The 18087-nt window shown below is 57.3% G+C and carries 11 protein-coding genes; 8 read left to right on the forward strand and 3 right to left on the reverse strand.

Going from position 1 to position 18087, the window contains the following annotated elements:
• The first annotated feature begins 16 nt into the window (after positions 1-16).
• The 5 genes from M017_RS0117605 to M017_RS0117625 all read left to right on the forward strand — a co-directional run bounded on the left by M017_RS0117605 (position 17) and on the right by M017_RS0117625 (position 7857).
• Positions 17-3229 (forward strand): TonB-dependent receptor, encoded by a 3213-nt coding sequence (locus M017_RS0117605; RefSeq protein WP_080507910.1) that lies wholly within the window; start codon positions 17-19, stop codon positions 3227-3229.
• Positions 3230-3238: 9 nt separating this feature from the next.
• Positions 3239-4480 carry a dipeptidase gene (locus M017_RS0117610; protein WP_031499452.1) on the forward strand — a complete coding sequence of 414 codons (1242 nt, stop codon included), beginning with the start codon at positions 3239-3241 and terminating at the stop codon, positions 4478-4480.
• A gap of 62 nt (positions 4481-4542) precedes the next feature.
• On the forward strand, positions 4543-5934 hold the full coding sequence (locus M017_RS0117615) for a circularly permuted type 2 ATP-grasp protein (RefSeq protein ID WP_080508020.1): 1392 nt from the start codon (positions 4543-4545) through the stop codon (positions 5932-5934).
• A gap of 13 nt (positions 5935-5947) precedes the next feature.
• Complete coding sequence (locus M017_RS0117620; protein WP_031499454.1) at positions 5948-6886, forward strand: alpha-E domain-containing protein; 939 nt, start codon at positions 5948-5950, stop codon at positions 6884-6886.
• On the forward strand, positions 6886-7857 hold the full coding sequence (locus M017_RS0117625) for a transglutaminase family protein (protein WP_031499455.1): 972 nt from the start codon (positions 6886-6888) through the stop codon (positions 7855-7857). The genes M017_RS0117620 and M017_RS0117625 overlap by 1 nt, the downstream gene beginning before the upstream one ends.
• Here the strand turns inward: M017_RS0117625 and M017_RS0117630 are convergent.
• Entirely contained in the window at positions 7814-8887 is a 1074-nt protein-coding gene (locus M017_RS0117630) for an FG-GAP repeat domain-containing protein (protein WP_051670378.1), read from the reverse strand. The genes M017_RS0117625 and M017_RS0117630 overlap by 44 nt on opposite strands.
• A gap of 51 nt (positions 8888-8938) precedes the next feature.
• Here M017_RS0117630 and M017_RS0117635 point away from each other — a divergent pair, with 51 nt between their 5' ends.
• On the forward strand, positions 8939-9271 hold the full coding sequence (locus M017_RS0117635; protein ID WP_031499457.1) for a PadR family transcriptional regulator: 333 nt from the start codon (positions 8939-8941) through the stop codon (positions 9269-9271).
• Positions 9268-11874 carry an ABC transporter permease gene (locus M017_RS0117640; RefSeq protein ID WP_031499458.1) on the forward strand — a complete coding sequence of 869 codons (2607 nt, stop codon included), beginning with the start codon at positions 9268-9270 and terminating at the stop codon, positions 11872-11874. Before M017_RS0117635 ends, M017_RS0117640 begins: the two co-directional genes overlap by 4 nt.
• 1 nt (position 11875) lies before the next feature.
• On the opposite strand, the gene M017_RS0117645 is transcribed toward M017_RS0117640, so the two are convergent.
• Both M017_RS0117645 and M017_RS0117650 read right to left on the reverse strand, forming a co-directional pair.
• Complete coding sequence (locus M017_RS0117645; protein WP_162179965.1) at positions 11876-13807, reverse strand: DUF3857 domain-containing protein; 1932 nt, start codon at positions 13805-13807, stop codon at positions 11876-11878.
• Positions 13808-13821: 14 nt separating this feature from the next.
• Positions 13822-15816, reverse strand: a complete 1995-nt coding sequence (locus M017_RS0117650; RefSeq protein WP_031499460.1) for a DUF3857 domain-containing protein — start codon at positions 15814-15816, stop codon at positions 13822-13824.
• 108 nt (positions 15817-15924) lie between these two features.
• Here M017_RS0117650 and M017_RS0117655 point away from each other — a divergent pair, with 108 nt between their 5' ends.
• A complete protein-coding gene (locus M017_RS0117655; protein WP_031499461.1) occupies positions 15925-18084 on the forward strand; it encodes a VIT and vWA domain-containing protein in 2160 nt (719 codons plus the stop codon).
• Positions 18085-18087: the final 3 nt, after the last annotated feature.

An 18087-nucleotide genomic window follows, 5' to 3' on the forward strand; every position in this document is an offset into this window, starting at 1 on the left:
CTACGGGGGGCTATTTGTGCGCTTGTCAAATCGGGCATGCTCTATTCTTTTCTCGTTGCTGCTTCTTGCAACGAGCGGATTTTCCCAAACTTTCCGGGGCGCTATCGCTGGTAATATCGCAGACGCTTCTGGCGCTGCTATTCCTGATGCGAGTGTCAAAATTATCAACAGTGCGACGGGTCTTACACGTGAAGTGGTGAGTTCCTCTAATGGCGACTTCTCCATTCCAGAATTGAATCTCGGTTCCTATACCCTGACCATTAGTAAGACTGGATTCCAGACGACTAAGATCGAGAAGGTGGAAGTTGTCGTAGGTCGTGTCACGAACCTACCTGTCAAGTTGGCGGTCGCCAGTCAGGCGACCACGGTTGAGATTAGTGCTGCGGTGGCAACCGTAGAAACCACTTCCACTACGATTGCGAATGTCGTTAATAGCCGTGCGGTTCAGGAGATGCCGATGAACGGCCGTGATTTCCGCCAGATGCTGAAGCTGGCGCCGGGCGTCACGCCCTCCTCCACTTCTGTGAATGGCATGCGCACTTCTGGCAACAACTACCAGATCGACGGTGCTGACAATAACGACGCCTTCCAGAATGGCTCTGCTGTCAACCAGGGCGGCGTTTCGGGCATCGCCGGTACTCTCCTTCCGGTGGAGGCGATCGATCAGTTTGCCATTGCGACCAATGCGAGTGCCGATCAGGGGCGCAACGGTGGCTCCAACGTCAATCTGGTGATCAAGAGTGGCACCAACACTCTCCATGGCTCGGCTTACTACTTCAATCGCAATGAGGCGCTCAGCAGCCGGACACCCTTCCAGGCCCCCGATGCGGCAAAGCGTAAGATCCGCAATGACCAGTACGGCTTCAGCCTGGGTGGTCCGATCATCAAGAACAAGACCTTCTTCTTCTTAACGGGTGAGAAGCAGGTTTCTGTCGCCGGGTTGAGTTCGTCGATCACTCATCCTTCCACTGCCTGGGTCGATCAGGCAAAGGCAGTGCTTGCCCGCTACAACGTGGCCGTGAATCCTGTGATGACGAATCTGTTGACCTTCTGGCCCAGCCGCTACAACAATCTCCCTGCCACCACAAACAATCTGATTGCCGGAGATCTGAATACCTACAACAGCTATAACGGCATCATCAAGGTCGACCACAACTTCAACGAGCGGCACACGATTGCCGTGCGCTACTACGGTGGCACCGGTTCGCAAACCGCACTCGTCGATAGCACGGTTCCCTATCATGAGTACTTCCAGGTGGCGCCCAGCCGGATGCACAACATCAGCGTGGTACAGAATTCCACTCTTTCGCCTTCTATCGTCAATCAGGTCATTCTTGGCGTGAACTACTTCAAGCAGACCTTCAATGACTTTGATACCTCACCCAATCCAATCGCTGCCGGACTCAATACGGGTGTGACCGACCCCACGCTTCGAGGCAGTCCGACGCTGCAGATTACCAATTTTGCTGGCGCCAGCGCCACGCAGCCCCTCGGCCGTATTGATACCACCGGGCACTTCACTGACAATTTGAGCTGGAGCAAAGGGGCACACCAATTGAAGTTCGGGGGAGAGTATCGCCGTGCGGTATTGGATGTCTTCTACGATACGAATAAGCGTGGCAAGTTTGTCTTCGATGGTACGCGTGGTCCTTGGTCTGCATCGGATTCCGGTGTGAGCGCCCCGCTTCGCTCCCTGGCCGACTTCCTTGCCGGCTATCCGACCAATTCGACGGGCGCGAGCATCGTCACCGGTCAGTTGCAGCGTTACTACCTGCAAAACAGTTTTGACTGGTGGGCTCACGACAACTGGCAGGTGAACAAGAAGTTGAATCTCAACTTTGGCGTTCGCTACACCTACCATGGCCCCTTATATGACGACAAGAACTCGATCACGAACTTCCTCCCCAGCAAGGGAATCGTTCAGGTCGGGCAGGGAATCGATCGTCTTTACCCGCGCGATCTGAATAACTTTGCCCCGCGCTTTGGTTTCGCCTATCAGCCTGGCACAGACAGCAAAACGGTAATTCGTGGCAGCTACGGCATCTTCTTCGATGTGCCGCCGCTCAACTTCATCGTGGCCAACACCAGCATCCCGAATGCCGGCGCAGCCGGTGTCCATGCGAACCCCGGTGGCTCGGATCCGGTGTACTCGATCTCGCGCACTGACAATCTGGTGATCCAGTCCGGAGTCCCGATTTTTGGTGGCACCACTCCCAAGCCGCCCTTTGGCGTCTTTGCCGTGAGCCAGGATTTCCGCACCCCTTATGTGCAGAACTTCAACCTGAACGTCCAGCGTCAAGTCACCAACAACATCTTGTTCCAGGTGGGCTACGTGGGCAGCCAAGGACGCAAGCTCAGTCTCTTGCGCGACATCAATGCGGCCACGCCGGGGCCTGCGGCAACGCTGCAGTCCCGTCGTCCCTACAACACGCTCTATCCGAATTTCGCGGCGATCAATGAGCTCAACTCCATCGCCAATTCCAACTACAATTCACTCCAGACCCAGTTGCGAGTCACCCGCTGGAAGAACATCACCGGCGTTGCGAACTACACCTGGGGACATGCGCTCGATAATGGATCGAATGTGCGCAACTCCCTTCCGGCCGACAGCTACAACTTGCGCCGCGAGTATGGCAGCGCCAGCTTCGATGTCCGTCAGATCTTCACCGCGTTTGTCTCTTATGACATTCCGGTCCTCACCTCGCGCTACAAGCGTCTGGTGCAAGGCTGGCAGGTCAATGGCTTGCTTACCTACCAGACCGGCGAGCCGATCGATCTCCTGCGAGGCAGCAACATCAGTGGCAATGGCGACAACCGCGATCGTGTCAGCCTCATCGGCGATCCCTACTCAAACATCCCCACGACTAACGCCTCGACGGGCGCGGCACTGGCAAGAGGAACAAAGTATCTGTTCAATCCCAATGCCTTTGCTTCTGCCCCGGCTGGGGAATACGGTAATCTCGGACGCAACGTCCTCTACGGCCCCAAGCTCGGCTCCACCGACTTTTCCATATTCAAAACAACGGCGATCACCGAGCGTGTTTCCGCGCAGTTCCGGGTTGAGATGTTCAATCTCTTCAACCAGACAAACTACGGAAATCCGGGTACGAGCTTTGCCTCTTTCTCGGCTCTCGGCCTGATGACCAACACTCGCAACGGCTCAAGCGCCCCTGGCCTTGGCTTTGGTGAGCCGCGCAATACCCAACTTGCGCTGAAGATCATCTTCTAAGGAACTCGAATGATCCGTACCTGCAACAGAAGCCTGCCAGCCATCGTGCTGGCGGGCTTCTGCCTTTTGAGCGTGGGCTCTTCCGCGCAGCAGAAGAAAGTCTGGACCGATGCCGAAGTGATGAAGATCCACAACGAGGCTTACCTCATCGATCTGCACAACGACATCCCCACCAAAACACTGGTGGGCCAGAACTTCATGGCGCGTGGGGGCGGTGAACATACGGACATCTTCCGCATGAAGGAAGGGGGCGTGGGCGCGCAGTTTTTCGCGGCCTATGTGCCAGCTAGCCATGTCGCCACGAAGAGCAGCGCGCACCACGCGTTGGCCATGATCGACACCATCAAAGAAGACATTGTCAAAAAGAGTGCCGGTCAGTTTGCCTTAGCCATCACTGCCGCTGACATCCTAAACAACAAGAAGCTTGGCCGCAGGAGTGCTCTGATTGGCATCGAAGGCGGGCACGCCATTGAAGACGATCCCCGTCTGCTGCGCCAGTTCTATGCGCTGGGCACGCGCTACATGACGCTCACCTGGTCCAACACCAACGGCTGGGCAGACTCCTCTGGCGACATCAGCAACCCGAGGGTGAAGCACCACGGCGGCCTCACCGATCTTGGCCGCCAGATCGTTCTCGAAATGAATCGTCTCGGGATGATGGTCGACATTTCTCATGTTGCTGATTCCACGTTCTACGACGCTGTCAAAATCAGCAAAGCGCCCTTACTTGCTAGCCACTCCAGTTGCCGTGCGCTTTGCAATGCAGGCCGCAACATGACTGACGACATGATCAAAGCCCTCGCCAGGACGAACGGCGTGATGGGCATCAACTTCAATTGCGACTTCCTCAACCAGAAGGCCAAGGACGCGAGTCCCGCCACTCATCCCGACTTTATCGCCAAGCGCGATCGCATCAACAAGACGGTCAAGGACGAGGCCGAAGCGATGAAGCAGGTGGCGCAACTGACGGCCCAATACCGCGCCAATACTCCGCGGGCCACCCTGCAGGATGTTGTCGATCACATCGACCATGTGGTCCAACTCGTTGGTGTCGATCACGTCGCCCTTGGGAGTGATTTTGACGGCGTCAGTTGCACGCCGGTCGGTCTCGAGGATGTCAGTAAGTTCCCCAAGCTCACCCGTGCTCTGCTCGAAAAGGGCTATACGCCTCAGATGATCACGAAAATCTATCATGGCAATTTGATCCGGCTGATGCAGGATGTTGAGAAGACCGCCACGTCGATGAAATAACTACCTTGTCTACCCTAACCAAACCCTTTGAAGACTACCAACTGGACGGCGCTTTCGACGAGATGTTCGATGCCTCGGGCGCTGTTCGCTCTCACTACGCTCCGCTCTTCGAGATGCTGGAGGAATCGCCTGCTGAGGATCTGCGCCGCTCCAAGCAAGAAAGCGATCTCATCTTTCTCAACCAGGGCATCACCTTTACGGTCTATGGAAAAGACGAGGGCACCGAGCGCATCTTCCCTCACGACCTGTTGCCGCGCATCATCACCCGCAAGGAATGGCAGCATGTCGAAGCCGGTCTGACGCAGCGCATCACCGCGCTCAACCTCTTTCTCAAAGACATCTACAACGAAGGCCACATCCTCCGCGATGGCATCGTGCCGCGGGAACTGGTCTACACCTGCAAGTACTTCCGCCGCCAGATGCGCGGCCTGCGCGTGCCGAAGGATGTCTACATCGCCGTCACTGGCACCGACCTCATCCGAGATCTCGACGGCAACTTCATGGTGCTCGAGGACAACCTGCGCGTGCCGTCGGGAGTCAGCTACATGCTCACCGGCCGCCAGGTGATGAAGCGCATCTTCCCCAAGGTGTTCCGCCAAAGCGGTGTGCTTCCGATCGAAGACTATCCGCAAGCCCTGCTGCAGAGCCTGCGTGCCCTCTCGCCCGATGGCAAGGACGAACCCACCATCGTGCTGCTCACGCCGGGTGTCTACAACAGCGCCTACTTCGAGCACACCTTCCTTGCGCGGCAGATGGGCATCGAACTGGTGGAAGGCCGCGACCTGATTGTGCACGATTGCGTCGTCTACATGCGCACCACCTCCGGGCTGAAGCGTGTCGATGTGATCTACCGCCGTGTGGACGACGACTTCATCGATCCGCTGGCCTTCCGTTATGATTCGATCCTTGGCGTTCCTGGCTTGTTCAATGCCTATCGCGCCGGAAACGTCACGCTCGCCAATGCCATCGGCACCGGCATCGCCGATGACAAGGCCCTCTACGCCTATGTCCCGCGGATCATCAAGTATTACCTCGATCAGGATGCGATTCTTCCCAACGTTGAGACCTTCATCCTGGCCGAGGAATCCTCCCGCCAGTATGTTCTCGACAACCTCGAGAAGATGGTGGTCAAGGCGGTGGGCGAAAGCGGCGGTTACGGCATGATCATTGGGCCCCACGCCTCACGGCAGGAGCTGGCGGACTTCCGGCAGAAGATCCTCGACGATCCGCGCAACTACATCGGACAGCCCACGCTCATGCTTTCGCGCGCTCCCTGTTTTGTCGATGGCGGTTTTGATTCCCGCCACGTCGACCTCCGTCCCTACATCCTCTATGGGGACAAGATCAGCATCGTTCCAGGCGGCCTCACACGGGTTGCGCTGCGCAAAGGTTCCCTCGTCGTGAACAGTTCGCAAGGTGGGGGCAGTAAAGACACCTGGGTCGTCGATGAATAGCAAAGGAACCGGTATGTTGTCTCGTGTTGCTGACAGCTTGTATTGGATGGCGCGTTATCTGGAACGGGCGGAGAACACGACGCTCCTGCTCGACGCCAACATCCAGCTCATGCTCGAACAAAAGCCCCAGGCCGTCGAGCGCCAACTGCGTCGCATCAATCTCAGCCTGGGCCAGCCGCTCAAGATTGAAGGTAAGATCAGCGTTCCCGCGCTCGAACACGCCTTGATCTTCGATCCTCAGGTCAAAACGTCCATTATCAGTTGCGTCATGCAGGCTCGCGAGAATGCGCGCCAGGTGCGCGAGCAGATCAGCAGCGAAATGTGGAGCGAGATCAACGGGCTCTATCACTTCGTGAAGAAGTACGATGCGGAAGATCTCGAACAGGAGTTGCCGCTCGAGTTCCTCAACGAAGTACGCCGCAATCTCAGTCTCTTTAAGGGCGAGACGGACGCCACCATGTCGCACGGAGAAGAGTGGTGGTTCCTCCAGTTCGGCCGCCACATGGAGCGTGCCGTCAACACCTGCACCATGCTCAATGTCCATTCGCCGGAGTTGTGCGGACAGGCCGACATCGGACACTTGGAGTTGCTCGCATTGTTGCGTAGTTGTAGCGCCTTTGAGGCCTATCTGAAGAAATACACTGCCGAGTTCTCGGCGGAAAACATCGTCGAATTCCTATTGCTCAACCCGCAACATCCGCACTCGATTCTGTTTTGTGTCCGTGGCATCCAGCAGTCCATCGCCGCCTTCCCGGTGCAGGACCAGCGCAGCACTGTGGAGCGATTGGCTGGCCGCCTGGTCGCCACGCTCAGCTATTCGAGTGTTGACGAGATCCTCGCCAGCGGACTGAATCTGGCGCTCGATAACGTCATCCGCCAATGCGTGCAGGTCCACTCGGCCTTGCACCAAACCTATATTGACTACCCGATTGAAACTTCGCTTCCAGCCTAATGTACTTCTCGATCCAACACCAAACCCGTTTCCGTTATGATGCGCCCGTCAGCGAGAGCATCATGGAGCTTCGCATGCAGCCGCGCAGCGAGGGCAAGCAGCGTTGCTTCAGCTATTTCGTGAAGGTCAATCCTAAGGCGCGTGTGCTCCAGTATCGAGACCATCTGGGCAACTACGTCCACCACTTTAGCGTCGCGCCAAAGCACACCCAACTCCTGGTGACGACCGAGTCTACGGTCGAAACCTATGAGCCCGATCCCATCCCCGCCGTGCTTCCCCTGCGAGGCTGGGAGGAGTTGGATCACACGACGGCGACCCAGGACTTCTGGGAGTTCGTCATGCCCAGCGAATTGACGGAGCCCACGCCGCTGCTCAACGCACTCTCCAAGGAACTCCGTGTCGAGCGCCGCGAAGACCCTCTCACCATGTGTCTCGAACTGAATCGTGCGATCTACGCTTCCTTCGAATACGTGCCGAAGTCAACGCGCGTCAATTCTCCGATCGATCACGCCCTCGGCGGCCGCAAGGGCGTCTGTCAGGACTTCGCGCACATCATGACGGCGCTCTTGCGCGAGCTGCGCATTCCCGCTCGTTATGTCTCTGGCTATCTGTTCCACAGCCGCGAGAACAAAACGCGCTCGGTGGACGGAGCGACGCACGCCTGGGTAGAAGCGTTTCTGCCCGGCATCGGCTGGACGGGCTTCGATCCAACCAACAACCTGCTCGCAGGCAGCCGGCACATCCGCACCGCGATTGGCCGCGACTATAACGACGTGCCGCCCACGCGTGGCACCTATCGTGGCGGCGCGCAAAGCGAGATGGCCGTCGTTGTCCGCGTGACCAAGGCCGATGCTCCGATCATGGAAGACCTGGCCAAAGAGTTGCTGTTCAACTCGAATCCGCCAGTCTTCGACGAACGCCCGCTGCTTAGCGATGATCTGGCGCTGCAGCAGCAACAGCAGCAACAGTAAAGATCACCAGATTCGCCGTCGCCCCGCCAATGCAGATCAGCTCGGGCCGCTTGTCGCCGTCGAGGTCGGCGGCAACGCACGAGTTCGCGGCAATCTTGCCGTCGAGGATCGTCTGCACCGTCCACTTACCCTTCTCGAACTTCGCCATCCGCACTGCTCCCCCACCGGCCCGCGCTCCGTAGATCACCTCGTCATTGCCATCGCCATCAAGATCGGCGGCCAGCACCGTATGCCCCTCTTGGATCGTGTCGTCCAGCACCGTCCGCTCCGGCGTATAGATCACAAACTGATTGCCATGCCACGGCTCGATGGTGGCAAGGAGCTTCTGCTTGCCGATCTTGGCCACCGTCACATCGCTGACATTTCCCGCCTGCAATAGCTGTCGTGAGTAAGTGCCATCCTTCTTACCCTCCAACAGATGGACGCCGCGAAAGCTGGCCGTGAGCAGATCGTCGATGCCATCGCCGTTCCAGTCCGTGACATGCAAGCCGTGCATCACGCCGCCATCTTCGTCGTTGATCAACCTCGGCTTCAGCGTCCCCTTCTCATACAGCGTGAGCGGAATCTTCCCCTCATACAGTGGTGGATGCGATTTCGGGTCCGCCAGTGGCGCATTGATAAAGGCGCCATTGGCCACCTTCAAGCGATGCGAAGTGGGAATCGCATCAATGTCGCGGCGCGTGCCATCGAGCCGCAGTAGCGAGACAATGCCCTTCAACTTATCGGGAACATTCGAGAACTCATGGGCCACCAGCAACTCCGGAATACCGTCCCCATCGATGTCCATCGCCGCGACGTTGATCAACTGCCGGAAGCCCGACGCAATCACATGCCGCTTCCATTCTCCAGCCACGGTCCCCGGATTCTCAAACCAGTCCAGATGATCGACACCCGAGGCGAGCGCAATCAGATCGGGCCGCCCATCGCGATTGAGATCGACAGCCAACACCTGATACCCACCCTTGAGGTCAGTCGCGATCGTCGTCGGCTGAAACTGCTGCGCCAGAAGAATCCAAAGAAAAATCGGCATGCCTCACAATATCTTGAAACGATCCGCTTCTGTTGACGTACTACAGGAGAGATGAAAACCCGTCACGAAGTGCTGCAAGGCACTCTCGACCTGATCGTGTTGAATACGCTGCAATCCTTGGGGCCGCTCCACGGTTACGGCATCGCGCAGCGCGTGCTGCAAGTGAGCGAGGGCCTGCTTGCGTTGAACCAAGGCACGCTCTACCCGGCCTTACTCCGTCTCGAACAGCGTGGCTGGATCAAAAGCGAGTATGGCCCGAGCGAGAACAACCGCCGTGCGCGCTTCTACTCGATCACTCGCTCCGGCAAACAGCAACTACATGCCGAACTCGAACAATGGCAGTTGACCGTCTCTTTGATGACCCGACTTTTGGAGAACCCATGAACCGCTTCCTCAATCTGTTTCGACGTAATACTCTGGACCGCCAAATGGAAGAGGAGTTCCAGCATCATCTCGAACTGCTCGAAGCCGATTTCCTCAAACAAGGAAAGTCCCCCGAGGAGGCCAGGCTGTTCGCCCGCCGGGAGTTCGGATCAGCCGAAGCGCACAAGGACCAATACCGCGACGGCTGGGGTCTGCCCTGGCTCGACGACCTGCTCTCCGATCTCCGCTTCGCCGCACGCCAGCTCCGCCGCAGCCCCTCCTTCTCCCTCATCGCGATCCTGACCATGGCGCTCGGTGTTGGCGCCAACACCGCGATCTTTACGCTGGTCAATGCCGCCTTGCTGCGCGAAGCGCCCTACCCGCAGCCCGATCGTCTCAAGGAAATCACCAAGACCCGTGCGGGCAACATCGGTTATCCGGTCTTCGATAGCCGCCAGTATCTCCACTTTCGCGATAACGCCACTGCCTTCTCGAACATTGCCGCCATGCGCGACAAAGGCAGCATTGCCTGGCTCACGTTGAATGCACCCACGGAAGTGACGATCATGCGCGTCACTCCCAACTACTTCCGCGCTCTTGGCATCTTACCTGTTGTAGGGCGTGACTTTAGGGACAAGGACCCCGCCGACAGTGTCGTCGTATCGCACCGCTTTGCCGCTCGCTCACAAGGCGCGGCCACCGTCAATCTGGGCGGCCAGACCCACACTGTTCTCGGTGTTCTCCCGGAACACTTTCCTTCGCGCGACATCGACATCTATCTGCCTCTTCTCGCGATCCCCATCCAGGATGGCGACAACACGCAAGTCTTCGGACGTCTCCGTGATGGCCTCAGCAGCGCCGAAGCTTCGCAGCAGGCCACCCAACTCTTCCAGGAACTTGCGAAAGCCGAATACAAGAATCTCCCACCCGAACTCTTAATCACCTTGCAGCCCTACGGCAGTGTGGACGGGCGCGGCTTCCGCCAGCCGCTCTTTGTCCTCTCGGGCGCCGTGATGTTGATCCTCTTAATTTCCTGCGCGAATCTGGCGAATCTGCTGCTCGCCCGTGCCACCGTCCGCACACGCGAACTCGCGATCCGCGGCAGCCTCGGCGCGGGCCGCTTCCGGCTGGCGCGCCAACTCCTGGCCGAAAGCCTGTTGCTCGCGATCCTCGGTGGCCTCGCCGGCCTCGCGCTCGCTCAAGTCCTGCTGCCGCTCTTAGTGGCCGTCAGTCCCATCAAACTCTTCGAAATCTGGGACATCAAGTTGGATTGGACCGTCCTTGCTTACACCTTCGGAATCTCGATCACCACAGGCCTCCTCTTCGGTCTGATCCCCGCCTGGAATGCCAGCCGTGTCGATCTGGGAGAAACGATGAAGGAAGGCAGCGGCAAGACAAGTGCCGGGGCAACTGGCGCTGGTTTGCGACGCACCTTTGTCATCGCCGAAGTCGCGCTCAGCGTCGTCTTACTGGTCTGCGCGGGCACGCTCATGAAGGGTCTCTATGACCTGCTCGCACTGCCCAGTGGTGCGGACGAAACGCGCCTCATTGCCGCGCAGATGTCGCTGCGTGGCGAGCGCTACGACACCGCCGCCAAGGCCGCCCAGTTCTTTGCGCGGGGGCTCGAACGCCTCTCCGCCATTCCCAATGTCGAAAGCGCAGCGGTCACACTGGCGCTCCCGCTCGAGCGTGGTCTGAACTGCGCTGTGATCGTGCCAGACTCACCCGATCAGCCCGGCAAGCGCAAGTTCATGAATTGGCGCTATACCTCGCCGAACTATCTCGCCGCGCTCCGCGTGCCGCTGCTCAAAGGACGCTATCTACACGACAGCGATCACAGCAAGTCCCAACCCGTCGCCGTGATCAGTGAAGAATTCGCGCGTCGCTATCTGCCCGGTCTCGATCCCCTCGGCCGGTCTATTGTTGAGCACTGTGGCGGCGAGACGAAGCGCCTCATCGTGGGGATTGTCGGAAACCTGCGCACCAACAGTCTGAAAGACAAACCCGTGCCCACACTCTACGTCTCCATCCGCCAAGCGAACGACGATATCGTCAAGGCAGCACACACTTGGTTCCCCATGAGCTGGGTGATTCGCACTCGCGACTCGGGGCAGGGAATGCAGGCTCAAATAGAAAAGGAACTGCGAGCGGCCGACCCTCTGCAGCCCATCAAGAGCTTTGCGACTCTCGATGAACTCAGAGGCGTTGCTCTGCGTCTCGACCGCTTCCTCGCCTATCTCATCGCCGCCTTTGCCTGCCTTGCGCTCGCACTCTCTGCGGCTGGCATCTATGGGGTCCTGTCCTATCTGGTCTCGCAGCGTACCAGTGAATTTGCGATCCGTCTGGCGCTTGGCGCTGACGGAAAAGCCCTTGCCTGGGATGTCCTCAAGCAAGGGCTGTGGTTGACACTGATCGGTGCGTTACTGGGAACCGCAGCGGCCTTCGCGCTGCTCCGCTGGATCGCATCTCAGGTCCCGGGATTCCTGCCATCGAGCGGAGCGGGAGCCGAATGGATCCTCGCCACTTGTTGCGGAGTCTTGCTACTCACCGCGTGCGTGGCTAGCCTCGCTCCTGCGGTGAGAATCCTGCGCCTCCATCCGAACGAAGCGCTCCGTGCGAGCTAGCTTACTTCGCCACCAACACGATCGGTGCCACTTCGCTGCCTTGGAACCGCATCATCAACTCGCGTGCCTTCGCATATTGCGCCACCGGCACCACCTCGGCCTGCAGCTCCAGTTGCCGTTCGACGCGTACGGCGCCGTCTTCGGTTTTCCATGTCGAGTCATACTTGCCAAAGCCCGCTTCCATCTTGTCCGGATCGGGCAGTTCATCGATCTTCAAGGTTGAAGGAAGATGCCAGGTGATGGTTTCGCTAAAGCTCACGGGCTGCAGTACCAGCGGCTGCGTGCGAGTGGCCTTGTTCAGCACCGGCATGCTTTCATAGCTCATCGGAGAACTCTTCACCATCCATAGCTTGCCCATCATGATCCGCGCATAAGTTTCAGCGTTGAATTGGATGGTACGTGTATACGTCTTCGAGGCCACTTCGTAGTTCTCTTTGACTTCCGTTACGACGGACCCAGGAATCGCCGCCGTCATACGCGCCTCAATGTACTTGCCCAGGCGATCCTTCTGAACCGTTTTATCCAGTGCGAGTGCGTCAAAGGCCTCTTGTCCCGTCATGGTTTCTTCCAGTTTGCCGACCAAGCTCCCATTGGCCGCCAGTGTCACATCCCACTTGCGCGCGGTATGGTTCTGGGTGGGGCTGGTTTTCGGAGCTTCAATGAGCGTACCCTTCTCACCGGCCAACACAAGCGCCAGAGCGCCCTGCTCATGATCAGGAATATGGCCAAAGGGCACGATCGAGTCGGTGGGATCAAACAGCATCATCCTTCCCAGTGCCGGATGGGTAAAGGACGCCGCGTTGTTGGTCTCGGCGGGCGTCGAGATAGCTACAATCGCATGGTTGAACTGCATGGGCGATGGCCAATCCTCACGCGTATAGCGAGGGTCGCCGGAGTAGATCGAGACCATCCACGATTCCACACCCACCACCTTCAACATCGTCTTCATCAGATTCGCCTTGTCCTTGCAATCCCCATAGGACATGCGCAACACCTCATCGGCCGAGTGCGGTACATAGCCCCCACCCTTGGAGATGTCCGTTGAGATGGCGACATAGCGAAGGCTCTGCACATAGTCGCCAATCGCCTTCACCTTGTCGAGTCCTTCTTTGCCGCTGGCCAAGCTGCGTGCCTTTGCCTCGACAGCTGCAGTCACTTCAGATTTCGGATCGGTGATCTTCGTTGTCCAGATGCTTACGTCCTTCCAGGTCGCAAAGGTCGGCAATGCCGCGCTCGTTTGTCCTGCTGGTGGAATCAGCGTCACGCGAATCCGCGGTACCAGAGACGCATATTGCGGTGCCCCGGGCTCTCGCTCCAGATAGTCGAGCTTCCGTGCCTCCCATGTATAGGTGCCTCCGTCAATTGTGGCTGTTGCGGAGGCCCCATCATAAGCCTTTGCTTCGGCCTTCCACCCCGCAGGGGGAGTAATCTGAAAGCGGCTCACCAACTGCGGCTGATCAGATTGAAATCTATGGCGATACTGTGTGAAGACAGTCTTCTCTTCCACGGTGCTCTCAAAGCCAAAGATGGCATTTGGATCTGCATCGGCGCCCGCTCGGATGCCAAAGTGCTTGTAGGACGAATAGATTGCGATATCGCTCATGTTGCTCTCCACCAAATCCTTTTTCGTGTACTCCTTCGTCTTGCCACTCGGGAATTGGATCCAGGCTTTGAAATCCTTCACCTTGGAATCCTTAGTATCAAAGCTCAGCATCCCCATCGCGTGGGCTTTGCCTTCGATCGTTAGGATTTTCACCGCCTTGCGGTGTGTCGTAAGCTGCCGCCCGGTTTCATCGATAGTGACTTTCTCCTCCTCGAAGAGCACGACGGCCTTCGCCTGCGGCGGATAAACCGGATGCGTTGCCGTTGCGATCTCACGGAACCAACCGGGGATCTCTGCCTGCAGCACTCCGCCGAGCAATAGCAAACTCAAAATGACTCGTCGCACTATTTTGCCCTCAACGTCAGCGTCATCGTATTGATCTCGTGGATGCGATCCCAGGCTTGTTTCAGCGCCGGATAGTGCTTTGGCTCAAAGAAAATCGAGCCTGCGTTGCCCCAGATCAGTTGGCGATTCAGGGTCAGAACCGCCTGCTCCCGATTCACCCCAGCGGTCAATGTAATCTCCCCAATCTGACCAAGCTTGGTCGTGCCCGGAACGCTCGCATTCTCAAGCTGATAGTCTTCAGGCATCTCGATGGTGATCGAATCCGTTTCCGAGTAAGGATGCTCGAAGGCAATCGGATATTGACGTTTGGCGGAAGAAAACAGCGGTTTTGCTCCATACTCGAAAATTGTCGGCTGGAAGAAGAGCCGCTTCCCGGTGCGCTGCCCATAGCCTTCCATCTTGATGCTGAAACTTAAGGACAGGGGGGCATTGGGCGTGGCCGCATTCAGAATCTTGACGTTCTCAATCACTGCTGCGGGAAACTGCTTTTCGAGCTCCCGCTTCTTCGCTTCCTCGCGAGACCCAGCCGATTGGTCTTCAAACTCCAACTTCTCCTTCATCGCGGTCAGCCCCGAATAGTCATACTGCATCGTGCCGCTGATCGCGCCCGTCGCATCGAGCTTCAGCTTCGCAGTCCGCGTTACACTCGATTGCGCCGGCGGTGTGGTCGGAAGAATAACCAACTTGGCTTCCTTGGGTTCCACCAGAACGGCGGCCTGTCCCTGGTCTGTCCAATGCAACATGCCGGCAGGCAGATAGGGATTGCTCGGGTCAAAGTAGCTGATGCCTTCTCCATCCCGGAAGCCCACCAAATGGCGGCGTAGCAGGAAGTCATCGAGAAAGTCCGGCCGGAACGAGGTCCGGCTCGCATCGCTCGCACGCACCAGAATCGGGTTGAGCCCGGCAGATTGCGCCAGCGAATAGAAGAGCTTCAAAATGTCACGGCCTGTGCCAAGCTTATTCTTCAACGTGTCGTTGGCGTTGTACTCCGGCTTATACAGCTTCTTGAAGTAGTGATCCCGAATTTCGCTGGTCATCCCATCGGCACTATAGGACACGTTGCCAATCTTTGTTTGGCAGAAAATCGCCAAGGCCTCCGCCTTCGCCGTCACGGAACTTTTTCCAGCCGTCAACTCTGCCGCCATGGCCTTGATTTCGCCCGAGTTTCGCAGGTCCCTTTTAAAGTTCTCTGACAGCATCTTCCCGGAGTTTTTCCAGAACTTGTCTGGCTTATCCTGGCTTGCTTCGGTGTAGTACAACAACATCCACTGCCGAATATCGTTGGAGGCCGGAGAGAGGGGTTCCGGGATAAAGGCGGGTACAGATTTCAATCTCGACGATACAAAGCCCTCCAACTGCGGCCCAACACCCTTGACTGGTTCCCACGGACTTGGCGAGCAATTGAACGGGTAGGCACGCATTCTGTAAGCGGTTAGCGATGCCGGAATCGGTCTCACGAAATAGACAATGTCCCAGGCGGGAATTTCTAACTGAAACTCTAACTCCACATATCGAAACGGCCGCTCTGAATACACCTCCTCGTATTTGAATTCGATGATGGAACCTTTCACGACACCCGGGAAAGCAAAGCTCTTTGCCTTGATCTTCGAGCGCCCGTTCTTTTCCATCGTCGTATCGAAAATCGAACTCGGTTTCACCTCGGTAATCGTGCCGTCCGGCAGGATTGTACGTGCTGCAATCCCCGTTAACGTCATGTTGAGCTCGGAATAGTAGGGAAGTTCAACCGTGCCCCAACGCTTTGCCCCCTGCTCTGTATAAATCTTGATCCTTTTGTAGTTTTGGACGTGATGATTTACATATTGGCTCTGTACATCGTCGCGCACGCGCGCCTGCCAAAAAATTGCTTCTGCATCGGCATTCGGATCAATTTTGGGAGTTTCCAGGCTCAATTGTTCTGGAGGAATTGGTTCCCAACTTTGGGCGTCAATCGCGCCAGAAACTAAGAATAGGGCAGCTAGAAAGCGAAGAATCATAGATTATCCAAATTAGGTTAACAAGAAAGATCGATTTGCTCCCCACTCCGGAAATTTTTTTGAAAGGCCAGTTCCGCCCCCGGCATTTCCCTTGTGAGAGGAGAGTGCATGAAACTCTGGAATATTTTGATGGCCGTCAGTACGGCGGCCGCGGCCACTTCGGTGCTAAACGATAGGGCTTCTGCGGGAACCTTGCTCAGGAGTCTCCCGGACGGAAGGGTATTGGAATGTCCGCTCAAGCACACTGAGGTCCGGGTGGAGATCAGCGGACCGGTGGCTACGGTCGTCGTCCGTCAGGACTTCATTAATGAGTCGCCGGAAACAATCGAAGCCATTTACAACTTCCCCCTGCCTGTGTTGGCGGCGGTGAATGCTTATGAGATGCACGTCAACGAACGTGTGGTGAAAGGGAAGATCGCCCGCCGCGAGGATGCGGAGAAAGCCTTTGCCGAAGCGCGCCGTCTCGGACAAACAGCGGCTTTGCTCCACCAACAACGGCCAAATGTCTTCCAACAGTCGCTGACCAATATCACTCCGGGTGCCAAAGTCAGCGTGGAGATCCGTTATGTAGAACTGGTTCCCTACGAGGCCGGCAGTTACCGTTTTGTCTTCCCGATGGTGGTTGGCCCTCGTTACTTTCCGAAGTCGATGGCTGGACAAGAGGCCACGGTCAATCCGCCTGTTGCCCCAAAGGGAATGAGGCCGGGTCATGACATTCGCTTGAATGTGCGGCTTGGAATGGCAACTCCGCTCGGCAAAGTGACAAGTGAGAGTCACGCCATCACACAGAAGCGGAAGAACGAATGGTGGGAAGAAATCTCGCTGGCGCAGGCGAATGAGATTCCGAATCGCGATTTCCTGCTCAGCTATCAGATTGCCTCAAAACAGATTGCGCCTTCTCTGCTCACCCATCGCGAAGGGAAGGATGGCTACTTTAGCCTGGTTCTCGATCCACCGGCCGCTCTTCGTGCGGATCTCGCCATCACACCGAAAGAACTGGTCTTTGTCATCGACACCTCTGGTTCCATGCACGGTTTCCCGCTCGAGAAGGCGAAGGAGGCGATGCTCCAGGCGATCAACGGCTTGAACCCCAGGGATACCTTCAACCTCATCACCTTCTCTGGTGACACCGAGATCCTCTGGCCCGCTCCGATGCCTGCCACGCCGCAGAACATCGCGACCGCCAAGCGCTTCCTGCAGTTCAAACAAAGCGGTGGTGGCACCGAGATGATGAAGGCGATTAGCGCCGCCCTGGATGGTACGGATTCGCAGGAGCACATCCGGGTCGTCTGCTTCATGACGGATGGATATGTGGGCAATGACGACGAGATCATTGCCGAAATTCGCAAGCACACCAATGCCCGCGTCTTCAGCTTCGGAATCGGCAGCAGCGTCAACCGCTACTTGCTGGACAAGATGGCCGAAGCTGGGCGAGGAGAAGTGGAATACGTTTCGCTCAATAGCGATGGCAGCGCGGCCGCCCAACGCTTCCAGCAACGAGTACGGAATCCGTTGCTGACCGATATCGAGATCGATTGGAACGGCCTTCCTGTCAAGGATGTGGTGCCCTTGCGTATTCCAGATCTCTTCAGCGCCAAGCCGCTCATCATCAGTGGCTGCTACGATACTCCGGGGAGTGGCAAGATCCGGATCCGAGGCAGAATGGCCGGGCAACCCTTTGTTCGCGAGATTGACGTGAATCTGCCGGCCACCATGAAAGAGAACACCGCCGTGCCCTCCATCTGGGCGAGGCGTAAGATCGATGCCCTGAGTCTGGACGAGCAGAGAAACCAACGCTGGATCACCGAACTCGGGCTGAGCTACCAGTTGATGACCCGCTTTACTAGCTTCTACGCAGTGGAAGAGAAGGTGGTGAATCAAGGGGGTGCGCTGCGCCGCATCGAAGTGCCGGTAGAGCTTCCGGAGGGTGTGAATCCAAACGCGCTGAGCGATCAGGCTCTTGAACGGATGCGCGGGAACGTCTACTCGCTCTCTTCTGTACAACTGACCGCGCAACCTATGGCAGTCCCGCTCCCGAAACAGGAGAGGCAGCGGAGAGACCAGACGATGACCATTGCGGTCATGGTCCGGATTCAGGTGTTGTTGAAGGACTCGACGCCGGCAACATTGAAAAAGCTGAAGGATCTAGGCTTTACCGCAGATCCGGCGGCTGCTGGCGCACGCTTCCTTACGGGTTCCATTGATGCCTCAAAACTGCCCGAGCTGCGCAAACTGACTGAGGTGTTGCGCGTGCAGGAGCTCCAGTGAATC

Origin of the sequence: Bryobacter aggregatus MPL3 (assembly GCF_000702445.1) — a bacterium.
GTDB lineage: Bacteria > Acidobacteriota > Terriglobia > Bryobacterales > Bryobacteraceae > Bryobacter > Bryobacter aggregatus.